This is a genomic window from Azospirillum brasilense (genome assembly GCF_005222205.1).
Taxonomy (GTDB): domain Bacteria; phylum Pseudomonadota; class Alphaproteobacteria; order Azospirillales; family Azospirillaceae; genus Azospirillum; species Azospirillum brasilense_G.
The window spans coordinates 261,880-287,037 of sequence record NZ_CP032345.1; the positions used below are offsets into that span (position 1 = coordinate 261,880).

The window sequence follows — 25,158 nt, forward strand, 5'->3', positions numbered from 1 at the left end:
CCGTTCGTCATTGAGCGCCCGGCAGTTGGGCGCCGCCACGGGCATAGATCTGCTGTGGTGTGCAAACCGCATCGAGTTGTACGACGACAGCCCCCGGCTGGCTGTTCAGCCCCATCCAGGCATCGTAGCCCACGATTTCACCCCTCCTGATGTCGCGATAAAGACCGTAGGAGAGATAGCGGACGTCGGACACCGGTATTCGCGCCCCGGCGAGGGATGACGCGACGACCTCGTTGCAAGGGTTTGAACTAAAGCGATCCAGAGCACTCACCGCGCCGGGTTCTGGAGCGGCTTGAGGTGGTGGGCTCAGGTTGGCGCAGGCCGCCATGAGCAATGCCGACGCGACGCTCCCACACCGAACCGCCGCCTTGAAGGATATAGACTTTCCAATCCCTTGTTTCCTCACCGCTCTGCCCTCCACCCACCTAACCTCACTCCTCAGGGGTAACAGGAATGATGCTTCCATGTCCCAGGCGCGTCAGGTCGTGGCCATGTGCTGGATGATCTCCAGGTCCAGCGCGACAGCCGCTCGACTCCACCGCATGAAGTGCAGCGGGAGCCGCCCGACGCCGTTCTGGTGATAGAGGATGCCGGGCCGCTCCTCCAGCCGGCGCCGGCCACCGCCCCGCCCGCTCCACACCGGCACCGTCTCCGGATCGACCAGCCCAACCACCCACTTCGGGTTCCAGCGGGCCAGGGCGACCAGCCGCACCAACTCGCCGAGCCGATGGAACAGGCCGGCACCGCGCCAGTCCGGACGGGTCCAGCCGGCGACGATCCAGGCCACCGCCCCGCTGGTGTCGTGGGCGGCCTCACTGGCGACGAAGGCCCATTCATCCGCCGGCGCCGAGCCGGGATCGTGCAGCGCCGACAGGTCCGCCAGCCGGGCGCCGAAGCTGGAGGCGGAGCAGTCGAGCAGCACCACGGCGTGCGTGGCAACCACCTCCCCTTCGCCGTCGACCAGCCCGAGCCAGAAGGCCGACGCGCTGGAAGGCTTGGGCAGTAGCGGGAACCAGCTGTCGCGGTGCCGGGCGTTCAGCGCCTGCAGGTCCGGCCAGGACTCGCACAGGGTCGGCGTCACGCCGCGAGCGACCAGCTCACGGGACAAGCGGTCACGCGCGGCGCCCAGCGCTGGGGCGAGCGGGCCGGTGCCCAACGACATGGTTTCGACAAGGCGGAAGTCGGGCGCGACGGTGCGCGCCGGGAACATGGCGTTCATGGTGGATTCCTTGGTGACGCGCGGCGCCGCGGTATCGGTGCGAACGCCTTGCTACGGTTGCGTAATTATGAGAGGGATGCCCAAGGCCAGCTCCAGCGCCCGTTCCGTCCGTCCGGACCAGACCGGATCGGCTCCAACCCCAACGGGGGCGCCGGCTGTGGGACAATGGGACCCGTTGAGGGCGGCTGAATGTATGAATCAGCCTGGGGTTCCCGCGGGATCATGGGGCTGGCCGACCGGCTCGCGTTGGTCAGGATCAGGCCACGACAGGGGCCCGGCGGTCGCGCAACGCGCCATAGACCAGCCCAGCCATGCAGAGCAGGTCGGCCGCCAGCCCGAAGGTCGAGCCAGTCAGCAGGTCGTGCGCGACCCAGCAGGCGCCGGCCAGAAGGAACAGGGCGCGCAGCAGGAGGGCCGACCGGCACCAACGCGCCGCGGTGGCGAGAACCATCCCGGTCGCCGCACAGGCCGATGGCCAGCCCGCCCAGGTCGAGGCGGCCAGCACCGCCAGCAGGGGCGCCGTGGCGACGTAGAGAGCCCGGCACCAGCGCGGCCGGTCATCAGGCCAAGCGGTGGCGACCTGCAGGACGGACAGCCCGGAGAGTGCCGCACCGGTCGTGGCACCGATCAGCAGGTAATGCAGCGCGAAGGCCGCGGCGGAGGCGCCCTGCCCGGCCAGCAGAGAGCGGCGACCCGACAGCCAGGGCCAGAGGGCCACCAGGGCGAACCCGGCGGCCCCGGCAAGGTCGGAGAGGTGTGGAACGGTCACGGCGAGTCCCTCACTTCCGCAGCAGCTTGTCCTTCGCCGCGCTGCCGGCGCTGGAGCCGACCCAGTAGGACACCACCGCCGACGCCATGGTGGTCAGGGCGCCGAGCATCAGCGTGGCGTTCTGGTCGATTGCGCCGGCCGGCTGGCTCAGCACTCGGTACAGCACGATGCCGAACGTCACCAGGACGATGGTCGAGACGACCGGCGCTCCCCAGGAGATGCGGCTTCCGGCCTTCGCCAGCTCGACCGTCTGGGCGCGGGCGTCGGCCCGGTCCTCGTTGTCCAGCCGCAGCAGCGCCACGACCTGATCGCCCTGCTGGCGGTACAGCTCGGCCAGCTTCGCCGGATCGGTCTGCGCCGCGGCGACGGCGCGCTCGGCGTCCGCCGGGGTGCTGATCGGGACCCCGGTCACAGCGGAAACGACGGACACCGCGGCCTCGCCGACCTTCTGGGCGGTCTCGCCGGTGCCGAGGGCGGCCTTGGCGACCTCCGGCAGCAGCACCGGGGCCAGGGCGGAGATGATAGGGATGAGCAGTGGCAGCATGGGGATGCCCCTCCTTCGGGCATGAAAAATGCCGCCTCGGCGAGGGCCGGGCGGCTGGGTGAATTTGGGTTGGCGAAGGCTGGAACGGCTGTGTGCCGACCGGGCTGAAACGGTATGCCCGCATACGCGTCCGCAGCCCGGTTTCAGCGGCTCCTCCGTTTTCGGGAGGGAGCTTTCAAGCGGGCACGGTCGTTACAGGAGCAGAGCCGAAAATTGGTCGCACGCGCTGTGCAGGCACGGCTCGAAGCGCAGGATGTCTGTGCCCGAGCAGTGGCCCGGCGACAGGGGAAGGGTTGAAACGCGCATCATCCGAACACGTCAGGCGGGATCAGACAAGCTCCACTTTCACTATAATGTTTCAAAATTTGCATTTCGCACATCACGCTCTCAAGATGCGACGCACGCTGACTTTCCCAGTTCGTTTCGGCGCACATAAACGTTTATGCCTGCCATTTTCCCAGGGCTCCGCCGATTCCATCGGTGGCATCGAACTTGCTCCAGCACGCCAAGCGCCGGACTACGGGTCATCCCTATAGTCCGGCGGCTTGGATACTCTGGGGGAATCAATGCGCGATAACGATGTCGATATGCAGAGGCGTTTCAAGACTTTCGGAATCACCGATGCAGACATTCAGACTCTCCGTTCCAATGCGGCTTTCGCTGACCAGGAGTTACCCCGCCTCTTGGAGGCTTGGCATTCACGTTTCGCCGAGTGGCCGGAGATCCACGCCACCTTGATGAAGCCCGAGGTCCACGCGCTGCGGGTTGCGCACTGGGTTCGCGTGGCGGCCGGGCGGTTCGATGCGGGCTTTGCGGAGTCCGCTAATCGGCTGGCTGAGGCGTTCTATAAAAACGATGTCCCGAGCTACGCGGTCGCCATTTGTCACCATACCGTCACTAAGGGCATTATCGAGAGCCTGAACTTGGAGGTTGTTTCGCCACGGCTGTTTGGGCGCGCCGAAGCCGATCGCAAAGCGGCGGTCCGCAACACCTTGAGCAAGATTGCCTGGATGGACCTCGAACTGTTGCTTGAGACCTATGCGGAAGCAGAACGGCGTTCCCGCTCGGACGTGCTGAACCGGCTGGCGGCGAACTTCGAGCACGAGGTAAAAGGCATCGTTCAGGATTCAGGCGCAAAGTCTCTGGAGATGCAGTCGGCGGCCGAGCGCATGGCGGAGCTGGCCACCCGGACCAGCCAGCAGTCCCTGGACGTGGCGAGCGCAGCCGAACAGGCATCGATCAACGTCCAGACGGTGGCGAGCGCATCGGAGCAACTCAGCGCGTCCGTCGCCGATATCAGCCGGCAGGTCGCTATTTCCTCCCAAATTTCCCAAGAGGCCGTGGCCCAAGCCGATGCCACGACCAGCACGGTCAACGGCTTGGTCGAAGCCGCTCAACGCATTGGCGATGTCGTCAACCTGATCAACCATATCGCCTCGCAGACCAACCTCCTGGCGCTCAACGCGACCATCGAGGCGGCAAGGGCTGGAGAGGCCGGCAAGGGCTTCGCCGTCGTCGCCGGCGAGGTGAAGCATCTGGCCTCCCAAACAGCCAAGGCCACGGACGAGATCGCTGCGCAGATCGCCGCCATGCAGAATGCAGCACGCGGCTCCGCGGTGGCCATCAACGAAGTCGGAGTCACAATCAACCGGATCAACGGGATCACGACCGCGGTCGCCGCCGCTGTCGAGGAGCAGTCGGCTGCAACCCTGGAAATCACCCGCAATATTCAGGAGGCGTCGAAGGGCACTCAGAGCGTCAGCCTGATCATCAGCGAGGTGACACAGGCATCGGTGGACACGGGGCACCTGTCAGCGAGTGTGCTCAGCGTCTCCGGCATCTTGCATGAACGAGCCGGCACGATGTCCAAGCGGGTCGATACGTTCCTGGAGCGTATCCGCGCTGCGTGATCTCGGCGAACCGACAAAGACCAGCACCGCACATGATCGATAGGAACGGTGAGCTGGATCGGCGCTGAAGCAGCCAGTCCAACTCATCCGCCGATATGTCCGTCAGGTCCACCGTCTGGCCGGCGAGTGCGTGCGAGTTGCCGTTTCCTCATCAGTTCGGCAACCGAAAGCCAATGCAGGCCTGAACCTGTTCCGCCGCGCCCTCCGCCTAAATTCCCTGAACAGCATCGAAAGGCACCAATCGACACATTTGGGGAGTGAGCGATTAATTTCGCGCCTGCGGTGTTCAATAGCGAAATAACTGATGCGGGAGACGCGAGTGACGACAAGTGCCCTGAAGCCGATCCTGGTGGTCGAGGACAACCTGCGGGACCTGGAACTGACGCTGGCGGCGCTGAAGAAATGCAAACTCTCCAACGGTATTATTGTCGCCCGCGATGGTGAAGAAGCGCTGCGGTTGCTGTCTCTTCGCGATCCGGAAACCGGATGGCCAACCCAGCTTCCCGCAGTCGTCCTGCTCGAACTCGATCTTCCGAAGATCGATGGGCTGGAAGTGCTGGAACGGGTGAAGAGCAACCCGGCCATCCGGCACGTCCCTATCGTCATGTTCACGGCGTCATGCGAGGACAACGACATCATACTCAGCTATGAGCTGGGCGCGAACGCGTTCGTTGTTAAGCCCATGGATTCCGAAGCTTTATCTGAGGCGATCCGTAGTTTGAGCGCGTTCTGGGCCAGCCTGAACCAATCGCCAGCCAGTTGCTTCCAGGGGTTGGCTGCTCCTTTCCGATGAGTGCTTGCCGCCGGTCGCAGCGGCATTGCCCCATCGCCCGAGCCGGTGGGCGGGCCGGCGGCGATCCGGTTGTGACCTTGCCGGCCGCGGACCGAGAGTCCCGTTTTATGTGAGATCCATCACATGTTTTCCTGCCCCAACTCCGCGATTGTGCATACGGAAGAATGCAACGTATTGCGTGGTGGGTTGCCATGTCATCGAAGAAGCTCAGGAACGTTTGCGTCGCCGGGAAGCGCACCAGCATGCGGCTGGAGCCGGCCTTCTGGGACGCTCTGGCGGAGATCGCGCAGAGGGAGGGCCTGACGGTCGGCGCGCTGTGCACCCGCCTCGCCGAGCGGATGGATGCCCAGGACGCAGACAGCCTGTCCAGCACCGTGCGGGTCTACGTGATGGAGTATTTCAGGGCGGCCACGCCAGGGCGGGAAGAGGTTCGTTGCGAGATGGCTATTGCGGCGGAGTGATGGTGCCGACGCGGGAGCGCGCCGTGGGAACGAGAAGGGCGCCCGAAGGCGCCCTGGTGAGGTAGTGTCGCAAAAGGTTTAGGCCGCGATTGCCTTGATGCGCAGTTCGCTTCTAGAGAACGGAACGGGGTTGCTCACGTGCTTGAGCAGGATCAGGCTATGGTTCTCCCATTCGACGCGGTCGTCATATACAGACTCCCGCGCAATCTCCGGATACTCCTCCTTGAGGTCCAAGAACTCAGAAACTCTACGCTCAACCGCTTGTTGGTTTGGGACGGCCTCAACAAAGGCAATTGGCGCTTTTTCTGCGCGATCTAGAATAATGTTGCCTACCCGGTATTCGCGACCACTGCTTCCAACGATCGCCTCGCGTTCCCTGAGCCGCGTCCCGACAAGCTCTCGAAGCCTGGAAGACACGGCCTCTCTGAAGATTTCAGCGTGCTCGGCGGCGGCGCGCAACGCTTGGTCGCCCACTACCCGAGATGCGTTCGCCACGAGAACGATTGCGACGGCGAGTTGGTCAGCCATGCACCGCATACTCATGCGCCCATCTATGAACTCGCAGCCGTACTGATGAGCAAGTTGTGCCAATCGACTACGGAGCCGCTTCGTCAACTCGACACCAGATAGGGTTAGGAACATTGCTCCTGCGCCAGCATCATGGACGACGTGTTGTCCGGCCTCGACCGTCACCAGCACATTGACCGCTTGTCCGTTCGGATAGATCACGGGCATGGTCACCTCCACGCCAGCCGGCGTATGCCTTGCCTTGATAAGGGAACGGCAAGCCGCCTCTAGGTCCGTGTCTGATATGCGCGTATTCATAGCGGCAGTTCCAGTTGCCTGTCTCGGCCATGCGGGGGCTTGTACCGCACGGCGTCCTCGATTTTAGCAGCTTCCAAAAACTCGGATAGCCACTCTTTGTGAGTGAGCCTTCGCCTGTCTGGACGCGCCTCCATCCCCGGCCACCACTGCCAATGCGTCTCAGAGACGACAGATTTAGTGCTGATATTAAAGTGCGTCCGCGCTGGATCGACGTCCAGTGCGAGTATCCGGATTTTCCTGAAGATCAGAGCAAAGCCGTACTTGGGCGGAAAGAATGTCCTATTGGCGGTCAGGATCAACTCAGCGCCTTCTGTCCCGCCTCCGGTGACGGCAATGAACAGCTTCGCCTCCACGTAATCAGGATGCGTCTTGTTGCGCCAACGAACGTTTCCCATGGCGAATTTTTCGGCTGCAAAGAACCGATCAACCGCCGCCGCCATAGCTTCGCGCTCTGACCCCATCCCCTTATCTCACCACTTCCTCACCTCAACCACGCGGGCTTAACTACTTCGCCTTGATGCAGACAGGCTGAGCGGGGACCCCCAACTGCACTGGAGGGGCTGCGCCCTTTTCGGCAGCCACGAAGTAATCCGTGCTGCAAAGAACTACGGTCCTCGACGCGTGATCGTAGAGCCACAAGCCGTTGTTGCCGGCGGATATTGAAACCGCGCCACCCCCCTGAGCCTGGGCGTCCATTGAACCGCTGAATGCAACGACGCCTGCGGCGCCCACAACGGCGCCGACCATCAGCGCTCCGCCTGCGATGAGCGTTTCTCGCACGATCACTTACTCCCGCATGAGCGCTAGCCGCCGAGCGCCACCGGTGCGAGTGTGAAGGGAAATTCTAAACAGTTTGTGACTAGCAACGCTCAACGATCATCCCGCCTCGAACAGCTTCGCCTCCGCAACCCGGCGCTTCTTCAGCCCCTCCAGCTCGACCTTCTTCCCGTTGACCGTAGCGAACACCCACCGCCCGAACTGGGCGACGGCGCCCTTGTGGTCGCCCTGGTTCAGTAGGCGTAGCAACGTCGAGGACTGCAAGGCGCCGGCCCCCAGGTTGAACACGAAGGAGGCGAGTGCGCCGCGCTGCCGATCGGTCAGCGGCACCTTCACGAGCCGGTCGACGTCACGGGCGGCCTCGGCCATGTCGGCGCGCAGGTAGACCTCAGCCTGGAGGGAGGTGATGGTCTGGCCCATCCGGACCCCGGCGGTGTGGCCGTAGCCGATGGTCGGCACGCCAGCAGGACACAGGTAGGCCTTCAGGTACAGGCCCTCGAAGTGGCGGACGAGGGCCAGGACGTCGGGGTGGATCTCGCGCGGGATCGCCGCGCCGGAGGGCACGTTGGTCATTGGGTTACTTCCTCATTGGAATTGTTTTAAAGAGCCGCCCCGTTTAGCGTTGCTCCATCTGCCTTCCAGGGCAGGGGATTAGCTGAACCTCGGCGGCTCTCTGGGGCCGCCATTCTTTTTGCCAGCGCGCCGAGCCCCGACAGACTGGAGGTTCAGCGGGTCGCGGCGTTCGCACCCAGCCGCAGGTGGCCTGTACTCATCCCCTGGCGCGCGACGATGAGCAGGTGTGCCAGCAGCAGGCGGGCGGCGGCCTCGTCCCCGCCGCAATCGGCCAGGGCCTTGTCGGCGACCTGCTGGGCGTCGGGTTGGGTGGGCGGCTCCGGCATCACGCCACCCGGCGGTCGTGCTGGTCGATGTGGGTGTCCATGCGCTGCTGCAGCCCGTCCAGCCGCTCCGACAGGCTGTTCAGCAGCGCGAACACCTCGTCAATCGAATGGCTGGCCGGCTGCGGACGGTTCAGCCACATCCGCCAGCCCAGCAGGCCGGCGGCGGACAGGATCGCGGCGGCCTGCACGGAGGGGTGCGCGCCGGTCAGGGCCTGGATGGTGGAGCCGATCAGGCCGTTGACTGTGGGGTCGTCGGCCAGGGCGACCGCGGCGGGAAGGCCCGTGCCGATGACGGCCAGGGCGGCGACATGGGGCAGCTTCATAGTGGTCTCCTGCAGCCCGGCGCCATGGCACGGGCATGAAAAAGGCGCCTCGCGGGCGCCGGTCGGTGGACAGGGTTGGGAGTCTTGTCGCGGACGCGTCAGGGCTCGGTCGGCCAAAGCACCGCATGCGGGAATCCGGCCTGGGCCGGGAGGTCGGCGAGAGCCTGCATGTAGCCGTCCAGCGCGGCCAGATCGTCGGTCGGCACTTGGCCGAGGCGCGCCTCCCGGGCGTGCCGGCTGATCCGCCACGCCACCGCGTCCAGCCGACGGTCGCGCTCCGCCCGCACGATGGCGGCCATCTCCTCATCGGTCGGCGCCGGCGGGTCGGCGAGCATCGGTCGGCCATCCGGCCCGGGGACGATCTGCTTGCCGGCACACTGCCCGGCCATCACAGCGGCGAAGTCCGCCTCGCTGATCGCCACCGCGTCCGCGGGGATCGCCCGGCCGTGCCGGTCCGCGTCGTAGAAGCCGCCGGTGCTGGGTGCGTAGTACCTTGCCATGGAAAAGCTCCTTCAGGTGCCAAGGACAAAAACTTGCACGTTGGCCAGGGCCAGAACGCCGTTCACGCGCGAGGAGACCCGGGTGCTGACCAGCGGGTTGAGGTCGGACACGTCGTCCCAGGACGCGGTGAAACTGGACGATGGGTTGGTCGCCGTCCCGGCGACGCTGACGATCGGCAGGAGTTTCGCGACCCGGAAGGCCTCCGGATGAACGAAGGTCCCCACCCCGCCCGCCGACGTCGTCAGATACCTGCACCATTGCAGCAGCAGGCCACCGGGCAACATCTGGCAGCCGACGGGGCCGTAGGACCGGGTGAAGGCGCCCAGCATGGTGGCCAACTGGTCGTATTTGGTGGGGTCCAGCGTCCCGCCGAACGCCTCGACCGCTCTGGCGATCTCCTCCTGCAAATGATTGAACATCGCGGCGTTGAGCGTGGTCGCCGGGTCCCCGAGCAGCGGGTTGCCGTCTTTGAAGCCGTTTTTTCCAGGTCCGTGTAGGTCCACAGCTTTTGTGGCGGAGTCGATGCGCATCATGAGAGGGATTCCTTACGCGAAGACGCGCTGTTCAAGCGCAGTGATCCGGGAGTCCGAGAGGTCGGCGCGGCGGCGCTGATAGGCGGCCTCGACCACCAGGCATTGGTCGTAGCGCAGCCCCCAGCGCTCGCCCGTGACGCGCACGGAGCCGTCCGGGTCGCCGGTCGGTTCGGTCAGGTCGTCGCGGCACAGCAGGCCGTAGCGCCACGGGTTGAGGCCCTGTGCGGCCAGGACGTCGTGAACGTCCTGCGCAATGGCGCCGGCATGGATGCGGGCGCCATCGCCTTTCGCCTCGACCGCGTCCCGGAACCGGTACAGGCGCCACGACACGCCGCCCCAAGCGTCGAGAAGGGCATCGTCAATCGGGGCAAAGTCTTGCTTGGCCGCGCGGTCCGACGTGTTGACCACGCCCGACGCGCCGTAGATGTTGCGGGCACGAAGCGACGCGCCGCCGATGTCCAACGCGTTGTCGACCATGGGCTGCAGGTGGCCGTCGTGGTGGATTTGCCAGCGGTCCACCAGGACGCCCATCCGCCGGCTTTGCAGCACCAGCGCGCCCGCGGCGTTGGCCAGGGTCCCGTCCACCAGGTGCCCACGGATTCCCGCGACGTCCCCGTAGACGCCACCGCTGAAGACCGATCGGAGCGCCACCTGTCCGCCGCGGCCGACGGCGAGGCCTCGACGATCGGCCACGGCCACCATGTTGCCCAGCTCGTCGGCGCAACGAATGAAGACGTTGCCCCAGATTTCCACGGTGCCAAGCACCGACGCGGCGATGTCCAGCGGGTCGGTGATGTCCTCAAAGACGTTGCCCTCGATCAGCGTGCCCCCACCGCCGGCCTCCACGATCACACCCTTGGTGTTCGTGAAAATCTCGTTGCCGACGATCAGACCGCGGCCGTTCTTGACGCGGATGCCGCCGCCGAAGCGCCCCCCGGTCACCGACACCGTGGCATGCCCGTGGCTGTTGCCCACCGTGTCGATGGTGATCGTGTCGACGCCCTGGCCGATCCCGGTGCAGTTGAGCAGCGACACGTAAGCCGACGTTCCGGTGATGAAGAAGCCGCCCAAGATGCCGGTGTCGGGTGACGTGTAATCGGCCTGGCAGCGGATCAGCGTCACGTTGCTGACGTTGTGCAGGACGTAGCCCTGGACGTGGCCATAGCTGAAGCAGTCCACGAGCGAGAACCAGTCGGCCGGCCCCGACACGTCGTTGGACACCCGGAACCCATAGCCCGTGCGCCGCAGCGGCGCCGCCGCGGCCTCCGACCCGGCCCCCACGCCCGGCGTGTAGGCGGTCAGGTATGGCCAGGCATGGACGGAGGCGATGCGTCCGATGTCGAAGCCACCGGGAACGTGAAGCCCGCTGTGCGCGTCGATGCCGACATGCCGGATGCCCGGCCGCGCACGGCCCCGGGTGTCGATCCCCAGGCCAAAGCCCAGGATCATGCAGTCCAGCACCGTTGCGTCGTCGCCACCGAACTCGACGGCGGTGCCGTTCATCTGGCCGGGGATCGTCGCGGCGACGGCAGCGGACGGGACCGGCTGGGTCAGCCCGGCCCGGATGATCAGCAACCCGCGCAGCCCGGCACGCTCGCCCAGCGTGATCGTGGCGGCCCCGAGCCGCAGTTGCCCGCCCAGGTCGTAATACGACTTGGTCGCGGCGTCCTGCAGCCCGCCGTGGCCACCCGGTCCGACAACGGTCCAGCCCTGCGGGATGGTGAGCGACGAGCCCAGCAGGACCTTCGCGGATTCCGGCACATAGATCGGGCCGGGCCGGCGTGTCGTCGTGGCGAAGAACAGGGCGAGCGCTGTCCTATCGTCGGCGACACCATCGGCCACAACCCCGGTGATGTCGAAGACGGACAGCCGCTCGCCCAGCTTCTGCGCGACCGGCCGCACCTGCGACCCCCCGTCTGCGACGACGGCCGCGTTGGCGAGATCCGCGCGTGCGGTTTCGACGCCGCCCGGCGTCTCGCCATCATGGACGCGCAGGGTCCGCCTGGTGGTGTCCACCATGACTTCGCGTGGCAGGCCGGTCACCCCGGCCATCTGCCCGGTCGGGTAGCCGATCAATGCAAGTCGGTCGAGCTTGTTCATTCCGTCCATCCATGCAGGTCGCCGGTCATGAGGTCCACGGACGCCCCAGAGCCGGCCATCAGGTCGCGGGTGACGCCGGTGGCGTCCGTCAGGTCGAGGTCCGGGCGGTAGCCGAACAGCACCGCGCTGTGCGCCGGCGCCGCCCGGCGGATCACGCATTCCAGAAGCGCCGACCCCCAAGCCGCGAGCGCCTCGTCGCAGCCGGAATTCGCCGTGAACGGGTAGCTGCCGGCGGAAATCGGCGCGTTCAGCCGCCACGCGTGCGGCCAGCCCGCTTCGGCCGTGTTCAGCGCCGCGCTGCAAGGTGAGCCGACGCTGAAGGGCGCGAATTCGGTGATCGTGCAGCCGGGATACCCCATGCTGTCGGCGAGCCCGATGAAGTAGCTCCGAGACTGACCACCTGTGTCGATCAGCTTCGAAACCACGCGCCGACGCCGCTCGGCCAAGCCAACGGCCGGACCGGTGCATGCATCGGGAAGCCCAAGCGACGCCTCCCACTCCGGCAGAAGCAGCGTCGCTGTCGCCGGGAAGGCGTCGACCAGCAGTGCCGCCGCATCAGCGGTTTGCCGCTCGTACACGGCCGCCAGCCCGTCCAGCACCTGCCACTGCACGGTGCCAGCATCGCGCGGCCACGCCCGGCCACGGGGCAGCAGCGCTTGCAACGCCGACCGGAAATCGGCGCGCGTGAATGTCCAGCCCATGGGTCACGTCCAGGTGATAGCGCCGAGCGTCGGCAGGTGGCCGGCGGTCGCCGTGACATCGTCGGCCGGCACATTGATGTCGAAGGCCGTCAGGCCAAGCGCCCGGACCGCCGCCCACAGCGCGGCGACCCGCACCGTCCCACCCGGACTGCCATCGTCGCGCAGTTGCGCCGCCAAGGCTTCCGCCACCGCCGACCGGTAGGAAACCGGCACACCCGCGATGGTGAAGGCGATGGGTTGGGCCGCTGGGGCAACGACGGTCACCAGCGACGTGACCGGGGCGAGTGGCCAGAGGTGGTTGGCGACAGCCAGCTGGTCACCAGTTGCTTCGGGGCCTCGGCGTTCGTCCGTCGCCACGCCATCGGTACCCACCGGGAAGCCATCGGGGTGGCTGTCGTCGAACATGACGTAGATGATGACCGACCCGACCCCAGCCCCGTGGGGGCACACCAAGCCCGCGTGACGCCCGGGACTTCCAGCGCCCAGGCCACGTAGTCGGCGGCGGCACCGCCCATGGGCGTCGTGGCGTAGGCTGCCAGCATTCGAGTGCGCAGCCCATCATCATCCTCGGCATCGGCACCGCCGGTGAGGACACCGGCCGTCCCGGACGACTGCACGCCGACAATCGCAGCGGTCAGCGCCATGGCGGCGCCAGCCGAGGCGTTGCCTACGGCGCCCGCCTCCACCGCCGTGACGGTGACCGCCACCGTGCCGCCGCCGCCCACAGCCACGGCGTCGTCCGTGGTGTAGGTGGCGCCGTCGTAGCGGGAGACCGAGGTCCCGGCAGGGAGAATTGCACCGGGTGCGCCGGTGAAGGTCACGGTTCCGGTCGCGGCAGCGGCCGGTTTGCGCGTCACGCCCTTCAGCGCGGCCCAGCCCTCCAGAGCCTCGTCCACCGCGGTGAAAGGAACGGCTTGCCGGGCGATCCAGTCCAGGTAGCCGTAATGCAGGTGAGCCATCGCAGCCTGGACGTCACCCAGCACGCGCAGCACGGCGCGGCGGAGGAGGTCCGCCCCAGCGCCGACGGCGGACGTGACGTCCTGCGCGACCTGCGCCCGGAGATCTGAGAGGGTTGGGCGTGAAAACGGCATTTAGGCGACTCCCTGCCAAGCCCAGGAGGCGTTGAGCGCGACGGTGCGGCCGTCGCTGCGGTAAGCGGTGATGCGTAATCCGAGGAAGGACCGACGCTCCCAGGTTGCGACGATCTCGAAGCGGGCCACGACCCCATCGTCGATCAGCCATTCCAGCGCCTCGACGGCGTAGTCCTCGGCCCGCCGCCGGGTCTCTTCCGTCTGCTTGGCCCGGTCGAGCAGCCACAGACGGGAGCCAAGCTCCGGGGCGCCCCACCAGCCGCGACGGTCGGCCGTGCCGTCCGGGATCGCGTCATCGGGTTGGGCTTGGCGGTCGGTGAATATGGACAGCAAAATGGCGGTGGCCAGGTCGTCGCCTGTCTCCAGGTCCCCTCCGGGCGCAAGGGTCCAGTCGCCGCGGCTGTCCGCCGCGGACCATCTGATGGTGATGTCGGCCATGGAAGCCTCAAAAGAAAACCCCGCCACAACGGGCGGGGCTGGTCGATGTTTCTGGCCTTTGCCAGCTAATCCAACTCTTCGAGAGACACACTCACTGGCGGCGATTCGTCTTCCTGAAAACGGGGAACTCGGCCGACTGCCACTATTTTCCCATAAGCCCAACCGCTATCGGGATGGGCGATATAAACCGTTTCGTCTTGCGGGTATTGCTGAAGAGCCCTGATCAGCTCTGCAATAGTCATCGGTGAAGGATTCATAACGACAGTCCTTCTAAAAACCGCCAAGTCACGTAGATGATAAACCTATTCCTGCGGCAACGGCGTATCGGTGCGAGCCGGGCCGGACTGCACGCCGCCGTGGGTGTGCTCGTTGTAGATCGCCCGCATGTCGGCCATCGTCCGACCGCCAGGATCGTCGCAGCGGTCGTGAATGTCGCCGGTGACCTCCAGCCGGTCGGTTTCGAGCCGGACCTTCGGCGTGCCCTGGATCGTGATCGGCTTGCCGGCGCCCTTGATGACGATGCCGGCCCGGGTGATGCGGATCTCTTGGCCCTGATCGTCATAGACGCAGACCTCGCCGACCTTGAGGCCCTTGGGCCTGGACGCCTGGTGACCGGTGGCGACCACGACGCCGTTTGAGCGGTCCCCGCCCAGAAAGACCGCCAGGACATCGGTTCCCGCCGGCGGGACGGAGGTCAGGCCGTATTCCACAAGCCGTGGTGTGGCGTCCCGCACTTCGTCCGCGCCGAGCTGGACCTGGAGCTTCTGGACATTGCCACCGTCGTTCACGGAGGTGATTCGGCCGCGGCCGATGGCCATCATCAGGCGCCCGTACAGGCGCTCCATCGTTGCCATCACGGCATCGGTCATGGTTGCACCTGCCCAGGGATCACATCGGCCAGAGTGGGGTTCAGCACGATCGGCATCGGCTCGAAGGCGTCGGGAGGCATGAGGACGAGATCCGCGTGGGTGCCCTGCGCGTCGCGTCGATAGGTCACCTCGGAAATGACCCAGTCGACGGAATCGATTTTCAGCGCTGGAGCTTTGAGCGATACCCGCCGGTTCGGCGTCCAGAGCATGCCGTCACCGTCGCGCCAGGAGGTGGTGGTGAGCGTCACGTAGTAGCTTCGCCCTGCCCTCCGCGCCGCCTCCCACAACCCCCGGCGCTGCGACAGCCCAGCGGCCTCGATTCCGGTCTCGGCGATGATGTAGCGCTTCCGGCGGCGGGGCACGGCCTTGTCGGTGACGGTCACCAGGATATCGCCGTCCGACCCCGCCTCGCTGACCGATGACATGGACAGGCGGCGCACGACGTATTCCGAAAACCGCAGGTCCATGCCGAACATCGCCTGCGCGGCTTCGATGTTGACGCCCTGCTCGAACCCGGTGCGGTGCCGCTCCGACCCGACGCGGGCCAGGATCAGGTTCCCGTCCGGTCCGTCGTAGGCCAGCAGCGCCCGGGCGCGGACGATCCTCTCGATGACTTGATAGGGGGTCTCGCCCCACAGGAGGTTGATCTGCGGGATCGGCTCGCCGACGTCGGACAGCGCCTTGACCTTGATTTTGTACGGGTCCGCCAACTTCTCGGCGATGGCCAGCACCGTTGCGCTGCTGATCTGGTTGGACGGCCACTCGGCGGAGCAATCCACCAGATCCTGGCACTTCCCGCGGCCGATCACCCGCAGGGTGTGCGTGGCCGGGCTGATCGAGGGGATGAAGCGGTCGACATAGCCGGTGATCACCAGATCGTCGCCGATCTTCACCTCGCAGGCGTCGCCCGGCTTCACGACAACGGCATCGGCCTCGCCGGGGAAGCGCTCGGTGTAGACGATGTCGAAGTCGGACGGCATCCGCTCGATGCCGCGGGTGACGCGGACGCCCTGCCAGCCGGAGAGCTTGCGACCGCCGGTCACGAGTGAGAGATCGCCATCAAGGGGGGGCATGATCACTCCGCAATGGCCTGGAAGCTGGTCGGCATGAACGCCGGATGGATCGGCTGGGCGCGGTCCACCAGCTCGTCGGCGCGGGCGGCGTCCTGATAAAGCCGCTGCGCCAGCACCAGGGATGGCATCGGCGCTGCGGAGGTCACCGGCACCAGCCGGGACAGGCTGGCACCGCGCTCGGTCAGGTCCGTGACCACGGCCGTCCGGAGGAGGCGCAGCGCCGTATAGGTCGCGTCGTCGCCTTCGTCGCCGGCGCGGAGGATCTCCGCGTCGATCACGCTCACCAGCCGGTCGCGCGTCGCCACCGCGTCGTCGTGCGAGGTCGGCGTGTAGTGGGCGACGGCCCGTGCCAGCTCGGCAATCGCCGCACGGCGGTACAGGCCAGCCACGGCGGCCGAGGCCGGGGATGACCGGTCTTCGGCGGTCGCCACCGCCTGGAGCAGCCGTACACGGTCCGCCGGCGCGGCGATCGCTGCGGCGGCTGCCGCGACATGCGCCTGGATCGCGGAGGCGGTGCCCGCGACGCTGCTGGCGGTGGTTGCTGCGGCGGCGGTTGTGGCAGCCACTCCGGCCTTGGCGACTGCCGCGCGGTTGGCCGCGGTGGACGCCTTCAGGGCGGTAAGCGTCGATCCCGACCGGCCGCCCCCGAAGGCCTTCAGGAACCGGCCGAACGAACCCGGAAGGTCCCGGACGGCGTTGTAGAGGTTCGTGGCATCGTCAACGAACCGCAGCACCATCCGGACGTAGAAGCTCACCGTGCCGACAACCTGCCGGATGATCGCGGCGCCGCGCTGGATCAGGGCTCCAACCTTCTTGATGAAGTCGGCCGCGGCGGCGAGACCCAGCTTGTCCGCCGCGTCCTGGATGGCCTTCATCGTATCGGTCGCGCTGCCTGGGTAAAGCAGGCGTCCGGCTTCGATGAACTGGAAGGCGATCTCAATCACCCGCCCGCCCTCATGGCGCTGCACCTCACGGAAGCGGAGCAGCGCCACGCTTTTGCGGCCAAGCGACGGGTGGACCAATTCCCCTTCACCGGCCGCCTCTACGGCCCTCTGCAGGCGATCGCGCTGCGTCAGCACCGGCCCGCCGCCATAGACCTGGCTGTCTTCCACCAGGAAGCCGGTCAGGCTGTAGCGGCGAGGCCCGCGCCCCAGGTCCTCCACCCAAACGGAATCCCGGTACGGGTATTCGTGCACCGCCACGCGTCGGCCGAACTGGGCATCGGAGGCGATCACGCCGAAGGGAACGCCGCGGAACGATGCCGGACGGAGCCGGGAATGCCACGGGGCGCCCGTCCCGCCGGCGCCGGCGAGGTCCATACCGAGGCGCGCGGCGGCGCTGGTCGCCCGGTCGATGTTGTTGGTCAGGGCGCTGTAGGCGGTGCGGATCGTCATGGCGTTGCCCAGCTCTGCATGGAGTATTCGACCCGCGGCGCCGGGCCGCTGGAGCCGGGCGCATTCTCCGCCGTGACCTTCATGCCCGGCGGCGGGTCCCCGGCCATCTCGATGGTGACCTTGACGGCCTGCTCGACCTGCTGCGGCGTGTAGGGCTGGACGCCGTTCTCCTGACGGATGATGGCGCTCAGCAGCGGAGCCAGCGTGTCCTTGTCGCGCAGATCGAGCGGCTGGTTCGGCAGCTTCCCGGTCTGCTCGGACAGGCTCCGGGCGTACGCCGCGGGGTCGTTGCCGTCCCCGGCCGGCGCCCAACGGTTGGCGATCCCGGTCAGGGTGTTGATACCGTGCTTGTCCTGGTAGGCGAGCAGGTTCTGCGCCGCCGCGGCCAGCCCTTCCTCCGGGGTGTTGAAGCGCGCGAACCCGCCAACGATCGGGGCGTCGCCCCAGCGGCGCAGGTTGCCGGGGTTGTTGTTGCGCAGACCGATGGGGAGCCGATCCTTGCCCGCCGCCGGCGGAGGTGCCGCGGAGACGATGGAGGGCGGCGCTGAGACGATGGAGGGCGGCGCGGAAGGCGCGCCCTGGTCACTCCCCGACGACGGCGCGGCCCCCCCTGAAAACGTGATCGTCGGCAGCAAACGGCGCCACCAGGACTGCCCGGCCTCCTCCGCTTCCCTGGTCTTGCGCTCGTCCTCGGTCTCGCGCCGGATGCGGCTGGCGGCCCATTGCCGATCCAGATTATCGAGGGCGCCGGGGATGGCGTCGATGTTCTGATAGGCCAGAGCCGCCGCCGCGGCCACGCCGGTCATCAAGCCGAGGAGGGGATGCACTCGGGCCGCCGCGGCCACCGTGGCAAGGGCGACACCGATCTCGGTGACCGAGGCGGCTGTGTCCTTGTTCTTGGCGGTCCACTCGCTGACCCCGTCGATGATGCGGCCCCAGCGGCTGTTGAGCTGCGCCTCGATCGTCACGCCCACGCCGCTCGCCGCCGCCCGCAGACGCCCCAGGCTGTCGCCGAGGTTCTCGGATTCCTTCTGCGTCTTCTCGCTGACCTCGGCCAGCCGCTCGATGTCCTTGATGTAGGCGGTCCACCCGGCACGGCCCCGGCGCAGCATCGGCAGCAGCGCCTCGACCCCGAAGATCTGGGCAATCTTCGCTTGGGTCTGCGGCGCGGTCTGGCGGGCGATTGCCTCGGCGAGGTCGCCCAGCGCCGCCTCCGCGTCGACGGCGCCGTCCTTGGTCCGCCGCGTCACGATGCCCAGCGTGTTGAGCATGGCGGCGGCCTCGTTGTTCCGGCCGAACGCCGCGTCCTGCAGCGTGGTGGCCAGCCCGCGCAGACTGCCGGTCATGTCCTCGGCGGAGAGACCGGCCAGCGTCGCCGCGCCCTGGAGCGTCCGCAGCCGGCCCGGCAGGACACCGATGCCCGCCGCTGCGTTGGCCGTGACGACGCCGACCTGCCCCCAGTTGGCGATCAGGGCGGCGGCCCCGGCCAGCGTGCCGGCACCGCCGATCAGGGCCATGGTGCTGTTGCCGCCGAAGGCCCCAAGCCCACGCGCCGCCCCGAACAGAGAGGTGGCGGCCGACGCCGCGCTGCGGTCGAGGCGCTCGAAGCCCCTGGTGTCGTCAAGGTCGCGCAGCCGCGAACCGATCTGGGCCAGGGGCTTGGGAATTCTCGACAGCGCCGACCCGACGCCACCGATGATCGAGCTGGCCCGGTCCCGCGCGGTGATCAGGATTTGAAACTGGTTCGCCATCTCGGTCCTACCGGCCGCGCTCGGCCTTCAGCATGCGCACGGCCTGGCCGTGCCACCACATCAGTTCCCGCCACGTCAGGGACCACGCCTCGCGCGGTCCCCAGTGGTAGAATCGGGTCACTTCGGCGACGGCGTCTCGCCAGTCGCCGGGGAGTTGATAAAAACCGCCAGAAAGTCGCGGGCCTCCTTGGCATCGCGGTAGCCGATCTTGCGGACGGCTTGGACCTCTATCCCGGTCACCGCGGCAATCAGGAAGATGTCGGAGGTCACGCCCTCGTGCTTACAAGCATCAGCGAACTCGCCGAGGGTCGGCTCCCGCAGTTGCAACTCGCTGTAGGTCCTGCCAGCGAACTCCACCGGCTTGCGCAGGATGATGGTCTTCTCGTCGGGATGGGACGACATTTACGCTTCCTCCACCTGGGGCCCTTCGAAACGCGTCTTGAACGTGCCTTCGGCCGTGTTGACGTCCAAATCGCCGACTTGCCACATGTTCCGACCACAGACGGTCTTACCGTTGGCGAGTTCCAGGACGACGGTGACGTTCGTCATCGCGTTGATTCCGGCGACGATCAGGTCGCCGGCGTCGCGGAACGTGCCCTCGATGAAGCCGGCGCGCGGCATCTCCTTGTAGCCGTGGACACCGTCCTGACCGGCGAGGGTTTCGCGGTTGACGTTGCTCGGGTTGTAGGCGGCGTCAGCGGTCAGCATGTACGTCGTGCCGTCGACCGTGATGTAGGCGATGCCGGCAAGCCGGCGGCTGGTGTCGGCCATGGTATGGGCCCTCCCTTACTGGAGCCGGAACTGCGCGAGCAGCGCGAAGATCCGGAGCTGGTTGATCAGGGTGCCCGGCCACAGCACGTTCACCCGGTTGGGGTTCGTGCGGTCCTTCTCGACGATCAGATCGCGCTTGAAGGCGTCGCCGTTCTGCACGTGACCGGCCTGCTCCAGCTCGCGGTACCGGGCGATCAGGTCCATGCGGATGATGTTCGGGGTGACGACGTTCGCCCCCGGTCCGAAGCGGGTGCCGTCGGCGGCCAGCTTCATCCGGGCATACTTGCTGGTGATGACCGAACGCAGCTCGCGCAGCACGTAGGCGAGCAGGAACATGGTCTCGATCTGCAGATAGCTGTCGTCGGCGGCGCCGAAGGCGTTCTTCTGGTAGGTCGTGACCACGTTCTCCAGCCGCACAGTGCCGTCGTCGCCGACGATGCAGGTCGACACGCCGTCCCACAGCAGGACATTCCGGTCGGTCAGGGCGAAGCGGGACGCGATCGGCGGCGCCAGCGTCTTCGTCAGGGCCAGCGTCTGGAGCGGCGTGCCGGGGTCCGCGCGCAGCGAGACGGCGGCGGTGCCAGCGAAATCGGCGGCGATGATCCAGGCCGGGGTCGGTGTGTCGTAGATGCCCAGCACCGAGACATGCTGATCGTTGCGCCCGGTCCCGAAGGTGGTGAGGGTGCCGAGGCTGCCCACCTTGGCCGCGAAGCCGTGGCCATAGAGCTGGCGGGACCAGGACCAGCGGCCCGTGGCGTCGGACAGCAGCGTCTTCAGCGCATCCAGGCTGGCGGTGTCCGTGTAGGGGAATACGATGAAGTCGAAGGGCTGGTCGCCCAGGGCGGCGAAGGCGGCGGTCAGGTCCGGCGGCGTAGCGCCATTGGCCATCGCCGTGATGGCGACGGTCAGGCCGGCGGGCGTCGCCTCGCCGCCGGCGGAGCCACGGTAGTTCAGCCGCAGGTCGATGTCGTTTCCGGTGAGCCCCTTGTTCTTGGCCGTGATGGTCACGGTGCCGCTGCCGGCCGAGGCCGTCACGGGGAGGTCGGCGTTGGCCGTGATCGTCGCCGCAAGCGCGGTGGCGACCGCCGCGGCCGTCTGGCTGGCGGTGACCGCTTGGCTGACCAGGACGCCGCCGATGTAGAGGCTGATCACACCGGAGGCCGTGGCCGTGCCTGTCAGCGCCACGGAGCCAGTCGCCGCGACGCCGGAGCCGTGGTCCGTGATCGGCAGATACCAGACCTCGCCGAAGGGATCGGCGGCGCGGTAGGCCGCGGTCATCAGCGCCAGCATGGAGCCCTGCCCGCCAACCGTCTTGGCATCGGCGACGCCCTGACTGATCACCGGGACATTGGCCGTCGCGGTGCCGCCCGAGGTGATCTGCCCGACGATCAGCGTGCGCATGGTCTGCGCGCCGCTGTTGGCACGGCTGTTGTCCACCTCGGCGAAGAACAGCGGGGTCCGCAGGTTCGGCGGAACGTTCTTGAACGGAACGGTCATTGGTTACGCCTCCTCGGCGGGGGACGGCGGGGCCGGCGGGTCGGCCAGCACGACGTCGCGATAGATGTGCAGCAGGCGGTTCCAGTAGTCGGTGGCGGGGACCTCACGCCCTTCCGCGGGCAGGAAATCCCCCAGGTCCGGGTCCCGAATCATCAGGCCCGGCTTGGGTTTCACGAACATGCGTGAGGCTCCGATCAGGAGGTGAAATCGACGTAGACCTGCCCCTCGTCGCGGCCGTCGGGGCCGGAGGTGCGGGGCGCTGGGGTGACGGCGTCGGGGAACGCCGGGTCGACATAGACGCCGGTTGGGTCGAAGGTGCCGGCCATGTCGGCGTGCGCATCCACGACATCGAGGGACTCGGTGATGACCGGCTCGAAGTCCTCGGGGTAGCGGAATGCGAAATCGGCCTGCATGGTGCCGACATGCCGCTTGGTGGCGGAGGAGAACTCCGGCTCATCGCAGCGGAACTCCGCGATCTGCTCAACATTCCGCAGGATCGCGTCGTTGGTCAGAATCGCTGCCTTGACCTGCCACCACAGGGTCGAGAGGACATCACCGACGTCGTCGGCGTCCTGCCCGTCCTTGCCCTCCACCCGGAAGTCGATCGTTACGAAGGCGACCGTGTGGAAGGCCGGGAAACCCAGCGGTCCCCGGCTCACACCGCTTTCCCTGCCCCCGTAGACCAGCAGGCCGGGCATGTCCTTGCTGGTGACCGGCCAGTCCCGACGGGGGAACACGCGATCCTCGGCCAGCGTGCGGTTCAGCAGCGCCTGAACCACCAGCTGGCGGATCGTCTCCGAATGAGCGGTCATCCCGACACCCAATTCAGCGGCAGGAGTGCCCAACCGTGGCCATCCGGGTTGACGTTGGAGACGGTATAAGTCGCCCCGGTGCGAACGATGGTAAGCCGGTCGCCGGTGTCCGGCTGGTTCGCCCCAAAGTCGGAGAGCCGCACGCCCAGGACCGGGAACACCGACGAGACCGGCTGGCCGTCCACGTCCGCGACCTCGGCATAGGACTCGTCGAACACGCCGGAGACGGTGAAAGGCGCTCCAGAGGAGGGCTGATACAGCACCTCCTCCGCGAAGGCCTCGGCGACGGGGCCGTGGGTCAGGTCGTCCCAGTCGATCATGGCGAGCCCCTACAGCCCGGCCTTGATGAAGGTCGGGCCGTCGCCGAACGACGGTTGCGGGGCGCCGGGCGTGATGAGATACCCGAGCTTCCGCAGCCGCTGGATCTCGGTGACCGGCATCTCGACTTCCGTTCCGGGGCCGTACTTCGCCTTGCCGTCGTCGATCGAGCGGCCCTTCGCGACGGTGCCACGGCCGAGCTGCTCCGGCTGCTGAGAGAGAGCCTCAGTCTCCTCCGGCGCTCCGGCCGCCTTGTTGGGCGCGGCCATCACTGCACCTCGGCGTCGCAGACGGTGGCGGCCAGGGCGGCGTTGACCCGACCCGGGATCGTGATCGGAGCCGACTGCATCATGATCAGGCGCTGCGGCGGGTCCTCTTCCACCCAGGTTTTCGGCGCGAAGGGTAGAGACTGATAGGAAAATTTCGGGTCCAGGATCATGCCGAAGGCACGCGTGCCCATCATGTCGGGTCCGGACATGATGACCGTGCCGTCGGCCAGCATCGGCTGCTCGACTCCCGCTTCATCGATGAACCACTCATTGTAGAGCCAGAGGTTGTACTGGCCCCAGCGCCCTTTGAAGACGCCGCCGCGATCGATGTTCGGGCCGTTGTCGATCAGACCAGCCGTCTCGCCCAGCTTCGGGTAATAAATGGCGCCCTGGACACCCTCGGCATTCAGGAACTTCAGCCACGGCGACGTGGTGAAGATGATGTCGGTGGCCTTCGCGCCCGACTTCTTGAGGATCTGGTGCTGCCAGTGCTCGATGCACTTGGTCGGAATCGGGTCGCGGCCGTCGGGGTTGAAGTTGGCCGCGACGCCCCACTTGTTGGACCCGGTCAGCGCGACCGACAGGCTCGCGTCGCGGCCGAAGTCGACCACCACCGTCTCGAACCCATCGCCGGAGATGGTGACCGTGCCGGTCGACAGAACCTGCGCCGCCATCCACTCGATGCGGCGGGTCAGGATATCGACCTGATCGGTCATCTCCATCTCGAGGTTGGCCATTTCGCGCTCGGCGCCGGTCATGTCGCCGCCGATGCGCTCGCCGATCATGCGGCGAACGGGCTTGCGCAGGTCGGGCGCACGCTTGTCCTTGATGTAGGCCGGCTTGAAGCTGTTGGTCTGAATGCGGCGCTGCTCGACCAGCTTTCCCTGCACCAAGGGGCTCACGAAGGGCGCCATCCGGCGCAGGCCGACATCGACGTCCATCGAGACGTACTCGGAATCGGACACGACGAGGTTCGGAAAGAAGCGGTCGAGCAGAAACGAGGTCGACCGCTTGAGGTTCGGCACCACCGCGATCAGCGTGTTGGTGTCGTACACGAAGCTGTTATTCCCGGACATGGCGGAACTTCTCCAAAGAAAACCCCCGCCAAGGCGGGGCGTTCATTGCAGGCTGGTGGGTCGCGATCAGGTGGGATCGGCGGCCGAGACGGACGTCTTCAGGAAGATGCTGCGGGTGCGCAGCTTGTTCTTGACGCTGGCGGCGGTGTGGCCGGAGCCGAACGTCATGGCCCGCTCGTTGAACTCGCCGGTCAGGTAGATCGGGGCAGCGAAGTCGCCGCCGGTGGCATCGGCGTGATCGGCGAGGACGGCGACGGGTTCCTGGCTGCCGTCGGTCGCCGCGGCAGCACTCAGCTTGTACTTGCCCGAGCCGGCCGCGACGGTGATCGTGAACTTGTCGCCCACGATGAAGTCGGTGGCGCCGTCGGCGATCACGAACTTGATGTCGTCGCTGAAGGTCGCGCCGACCGCGACGTCGCCCAGGACGAAGCCGTCGGGGTCCTCGACGCGGAAGGTGCCGCCGTTGCTCGCGGCGGCGACGCACGTCGCGGTGTAGATACCCACCTTGGCGCCGGCGAGGACGGGCGTGGAGGCGTCCATCGTGATCGTGCCGTTGCCGGTGTTGCCGGCGCCGGAGGTGGTGGCCGTTCCGACGGTGATCATGCCCAGCAGAGAACCGCGCGCCAGCACCTGACCGGACAGGATCGTCACGGTGTCGGTCACCAGCGGGAAGCGGCCGGCGATCAGCTGATCCGGCACGTAGGTTTCGGCGCGGACGCCCGGGGTGGAGGCGTTGTCGCCGATGGTGGAGATGGAGAGACTCATCGTGCGTGCTCCTTACTTCTCGCCGCGGCGCTTCTTGCCGGCCTCGATGATCGCGGCGGCGACGGCGGCGGGCGACTTGGGATCGGCGGCCTGCTGCTGGGGAGCCGTGGCGCCGACCTTCGGGTTGGGGACGGACGCCATGCGGTCGGACAGGCCGCTCGTGCGCCGGCTGGACTGGCGCCCACCGGCCTCCGCCGCAACGGTCAGCACCTCGACGGCCGCATCCGGGTTCATGTCGGTGTTGAAGGCCAGCCGGGCGGCGACGTCGGGCCGGTCGGCGGCGGCGGCGCAGCCGAAGATCTTGGCGCAGCGGGCACGCTCGAAAGCGCGGCCGTCGGCGTAGGTCTTGCCCTTTTTGCCGCCGGACGCCTTCTTGGCGTTGTCCTTGTCCGAGTCCTCCTCGGTATCGCCGTCGCCGTCGCTGTCGTCGTTCTCGGCATTGCCGTCGTCGGAGTCGTCCTCGGCCTTCTTGGACTTCTTCGACTTCTTGTCGTCCTCGTCCTCGGTTTCGTCGCCCTCCTCCGCGTCGGCGTCGTCATCCTCCGCCTTGGACTCGGTGTCGTCCTTGCGGTCATCCTCTTCGGCCTTCTTGCCGGACGGCTTCCGGCCCAGAAGGTGCGCGAACGGGTTCTTGCTCGCGAACGGCGAGGTTCCCATCACATCACTCCATTGATTTCGA

Annotated in this window: 31 protein-coding genes and 1 pseudogene; 3 read left to right on the forward strand and 29 right to left on the reverse strand. The window is 67.1% G+C overall.

What is annotated here, in order from left to right:
- Positions 1-7: 7 nt before the first annotated feature.
- The 4 genes from D3869_RS01305 to D3869_RS01320 all read right to left on the reverse strand — a co-directional run bounded on the left by D3869_RS01305 (position 8) and on the right by D3869_RS01320 (position 2,532).
- Positions 8-328: a hypothetical protein gene (locus tag D3869_RS01305; protein WP_137138629.1), complete on the reverse strand. Its 321-nt coding sequence runs from the start codon at positions 326-328 to the stop codon at positions 8-10.
- A 150-nt stretch (positions 329-478) separates the two neighbouring features.
- A complete protein-coding gene (locus tag D3869_RS01310) occupies positions 479-1,219 on the reverse strand; it encodes a hypothetical protein (RefSeq protein ID WP_247895679.1) in 741 nt (246 codons plus the stop codon).
- Positions 1,220-1,475: 256 nt separating this feature from the next.
- Entirely contained in the window at positions 1,476-1,988 is a 513-nt protein-coding gene (locus tag D3869_RS01315; RefSeq protein ID WP_137138630.1) for a YgjV family protein, read from the reverse strand.
- A gap of 10 nt (positions 1,989-1,998) precedes the next feature.
- The gene (locus D3869_RS01320; RefSeq protein WP_137138631.1) at positions 1,999-2,532 is read right to left on the reverse strand and encodes a hypothetical protein; all 534 of its coding nucleotides are present in this window, start codon (positions 2,530-2,532) and stop codon (positions 1,999-2,001) included.
- Positions 2,533-3,098: 566 nt separating this feature from the next.
- Here D3869_RS01320 and D3869_RS01325 point away from each other — a divergent pair.
- From D3869_RS01325 to D3869_RS01335, 3 genes are all read left to right on the forward strand, one after another.
- Positions 3,099-4,442 (forward strand): globin-coupled sensor protein, encoded by a 1,344-nt coding sequence (locus tag D3869_RS01325; protein WP_137138632.1) that lies wholly within the window; start codon positions 3,099-3,101, stop codon positions 4,440-4,442.
- A gap of 319 nt (positions 4,443-4,761) precedes the next feature.
- Positions 4,762-5,235: a response regulator gene (locus D3869_RS01330; RefSeq protein ID WP_349017873.1), complete on the forward strand. Its 474-nt coding sequence runs from the start codon at positions 4,762-4,764 to the stop codon at positions 5,233-5,235.
- A 191-nt stretch (positions 5,236-5,426) separates the two neighbouring features.
- Positions 5,427-5,696: a ribbon-helix-helix domain-containing protein gene (locus D3869_RS01335; protein WP_137138634.1), complete on the forward strand. Its 270-nt coding sequence runs from the start codon at positions 5,427-5,429 to the stop codon at positions 5,694-5,696.
- Positions 5,697-5,774: 78 nt separating this feature from the next.
- Here the strand turns inward: D3869_RS01335 and D3869_RS01340 are convergent, their stop codons facing one another.
- From D3869_RS01340 to D3869_RS01455, 25 genes and pseudogenes are all read right to left on the reverse strand, one after another.
- The gene (locus D3869_RS01340; protein WP_175426376.1) at positions 5,775-6,431 is read right to left on the reverse strand and encodes a DUF1828 domain-containing protein; all 657 of its coding nucleotides are present in this window, start codon (positions 6,429-6,431) and stop codon (positions 5,775-5,777) included.
- 86 nt (positions 6,432-6,517) lie between these two features.
- Positions 6,518-6,961: a hypothetical protein gene (locus tag D3869_RS01345; protein ID WP_137138636.1), complete on the reverse strand. Its 444-nt coding sequence runs from the start codon at positions 6,959-6,961 to the stop codon at positions 6,518-6,520.
- 436 nt (positions 6,962-7,397) lie between these two features.
- Positions 7,398-7,871: a lysozyme gene (locus tag D3869_RS01350; RefSeq protein ID WP_137138637.1), complete on the reverse strand. Its 474-nt coding sequence runs from the start codon at positions 7,869-7,871 to the stop codon at positions 7,398-7,400.
- A gap of 152 nt (positions 7,872-8,023) precedes the next feature.
- Positions 8,024-8,197: a hypothetical protein gene (locus D3869_RS32945; protein WP_175426377.1), complete on the reverse strand. Its 174-nt coding sequence runs from the start codon at positions 8,195-8,197 to the stop codon at positions 8,024-8,026.
- A complete protein-coding gene (locus D3869_RS01355) occupies positions 8,197-8,520 on the reverse strand; it encodes a hypothetical protein (RefSeq protein WP_137138638.1) in 324 nt (107 codons plus the stop codon). Before D3869_RS01355 ends, D3869_RS32945 begins: the two co-directional genes overlap by 1 nt.
- 98 nt (positions 8,521-8,618) lie before the next feature.
- Positions 8,619-9,020 (reverse strand): phage tail assembly chaperone, encoded by a 402-nt coding sequence (locus D3869_RS01360; protein ID WP_137138639.1) that lies wholly within the window; start codon positions 9,018-9,020, stop codon positions 8,619-8,621.
- Between the two features lie 12 nt (positions 9,021-9,032).
- Positions 9,033-9,554, reverse strand: coding sequence for a hypothetical protein (locus tag D3869_RS01365; protein ID WP_137138640.1), 522 nt, complete (start codon positions 9,552-9,554; stop codon positions 9,033-9,035).
- A gap of 12 nt (positions 9,555-9,566) precedes the next feature.
- Positions 9,567-11,654 (reverse strand): tail fiber domain-containing protein, encoded by a 2,088-nt coding sequence (locus tag D3869_RS01370; protein WP_175426360.1) that lies wholly within the window; start codon positions 11,652-11,654, stop codon positions 9,567-9,569.
- Positions 11,651-12,355: a YmfQ family protein gene (locus D3869_RS01375; protein ID WP_137138641.1), complete on the reverse strand. Its 705-nt coding sequence runs from the start codon at positions 12,353-12,355 to the stop codon at positions 11,651-11,653. Before D3869_RS01375 ends, D3869_RS01370 begins: the two co-directional genes overlap by 4 nt.
- A 3-nt stretch (positions 12,356-12,358) precedes the next feature.
- Positions 12,359-13,314: pseudogene (locus tag D3869_RS34695) on the reverse strand (baseplate J/gp47 family protein).
- A gap of 132 nt (positions 13,315-13,446) precedes the next feature.
- Positions 13,447-13,884, reverse strand: coding sequence for a phage GP46 family protein (locus tag D3869_RS01385; RefSeq protein WP_137138642.1), 438 nt, complete (start codon positions 13,882-13,884; stop codon positions 13,447-13,449).
- A 302-nt stretch (positions 13,885-14,186) separates the two neighbouring features.
- Positions 14,187-14,753, reverse strand: a complete 567-nt coding sequence (locus D3869_RS01390; RefSeq protein WP_137138643.1) for a phage baseplate assembly protein V — start codon at positions 14,751-14,753, stop codon at positions 14,187-14,189.
- Positions 14,750-15,826: a phage baseplate assembly protein gene (locus tag D3869_RS01395; RefSeq protein WP_175426378.1), complete on the reverse strand. Its 1,077-nt coding sequence runs from the start codon at positions 15,824-15,826 to the stop codon at positions 14,750-14,752. The genes D3869_RS01390 and D3869_RS01395 overlap by 4 nt, the downstream gene beginning before the upstream one ends.
- Before the next feature lie 2 nt (positions 15,827-15,828).
- On the reverse strand, positions 15,829-17,220 hold the full coding sequence (locus tag D3869_RS01400; RefSeq protein ID WP_137138644.1) for a DNA circularization protein: 1,392 nt from the start codon (positions 17,218-17,220) through the stop codon (positions 15,829-15,831).
- On the reverse strand, positions 17,217-18,971 hold the full coding sequence (locus D3869_RS01405) for a hypothetical protein (RefSeq protein ID WP_137138645.1): 1,755 nt from the start codon (positions 18,969-18,971) through the stop codon (positions 17,217-17,219). The genes D3869_RS01400 and D3869_RS01405 overlap by 4 nt, the downstream gene beginning before the upstream one ends.
- A gap of 117 nt (positions 18,972-19,088) precedes the next feature.
- On the reverse strand, positions 19,089-19,373 hold the full coding sequence (locus tag D3869_RS01410; protein ID WP_137138646.1) for a phage tail assembly protein: 285 nt from the start codon (positions 19,371-19,373) through the stop codon (positions 19,089-19,091).
- Positions 19,374-19,742, reverse strand: coding sequence for a phage tail tube protein (locus tag D3869_RS01415; RefSeq protein WP_137138647.1), 369 nt, complete (start codon positions 19,740-19,742; stop codon positions 19,374-19,376). It lies immediately after the preceding gene.
- A gap of 15 nt (positions 19,743-19,757) precedes the next feature.
- Entirely contained in the window at positions 19,758-21,239 is a 1,482-nt protein-coding gene (locus tag D3869_RS01420) for a phage tail sheath subtilisin-like domain-containing protein (RefSeq protein WP_137138648.1), read from the reverse strand.
- 3 nt (positions 21,240-21,242) lie between these two features.
- A complete protein-coding gene (locus D3869_RS01425; protein ID WP_137138649.1) occupies positions 21,243-21,419 on the reverse strand; it encodes a DUF2635 domain-containing protein in 177 nt (58 codons plus the stop codon).
- Positions 21,420-21,433: 14 nt separating this feature from the next.
- Positions 21,434-22,051, reverse strand: coding sequence for a hypothetical protein (locus D3869_RS01430; protein WP_137138650.1), 618 nt, complete (start codon positions 22,049-22,051; stop codon positions 21,434-21,436).
- On the reverse strand, positions 22,048-22,371 hold the full coding sequence (locus D3869_RS01435) for a head-tail joining protein (RefSeq protein ID WP_137138651.1): 324 nt from the start codon (positions 22,369-22,371) through the stop codon (positions 22,048-22,050). The genes D3869_RS01430 and D3869_RS01435 overlap by 4 nt, the downstream gene beginning before the upstream one ends.
- Before the next feature lie 9 nt (positions 22,372-22,380).
- The gene (locus D3869_RS01440) at positions 22,381-22,638 is read right to left on the reverse strand and encodes a hypothetical protein (RefSeq protein WP_137138652.1); all 258 of its coding nucleotides are present in this window, start codon (positions 22,636-22,638) and stop codon (positions 22,381-22,383) included.
- The gene (locus D3869_RS01445; protein WP_137138653.1) at positions 22,638-23,714 is read right to left on the reverse strand and encodes a major capsid protein; all 1,077 of its coding nucleotides are present in this window, start codon (positions 23,712-23,714) and stop codon (positions 22,638-22,640) included. Before D3869_RS01445 ends, D3869_RS01440 begins: the two co-directional genes overlap by 1 nt.
- 66 nt (positions 23,715-23,780) lie before the next feature.
- A complete protein-coding gene (locus tag D3869_RS01450; RefSeq protein ID WP_137138654.1) occupies positions 23,781-24,479 on the reverse strand; it encodes a head decoration protein in 699 nt (232 codons plus the stop codon).
- A gap of 12 nt (positions 24,480-24,491) precedes the next feature.
- Positions 24,492-25,136, reverse strand: a complete 645-nt coding sequence (locus tag D3869_RS01455) for a hypothetical protein (RefSeq protein ID WP_137138655.1) — start codon at positions 25,134-25,136, stop codon at positions 24,492-24,494.
- Between the last annotated feature and the right edge of the window lie 22 nt (positions 25,137-25,158).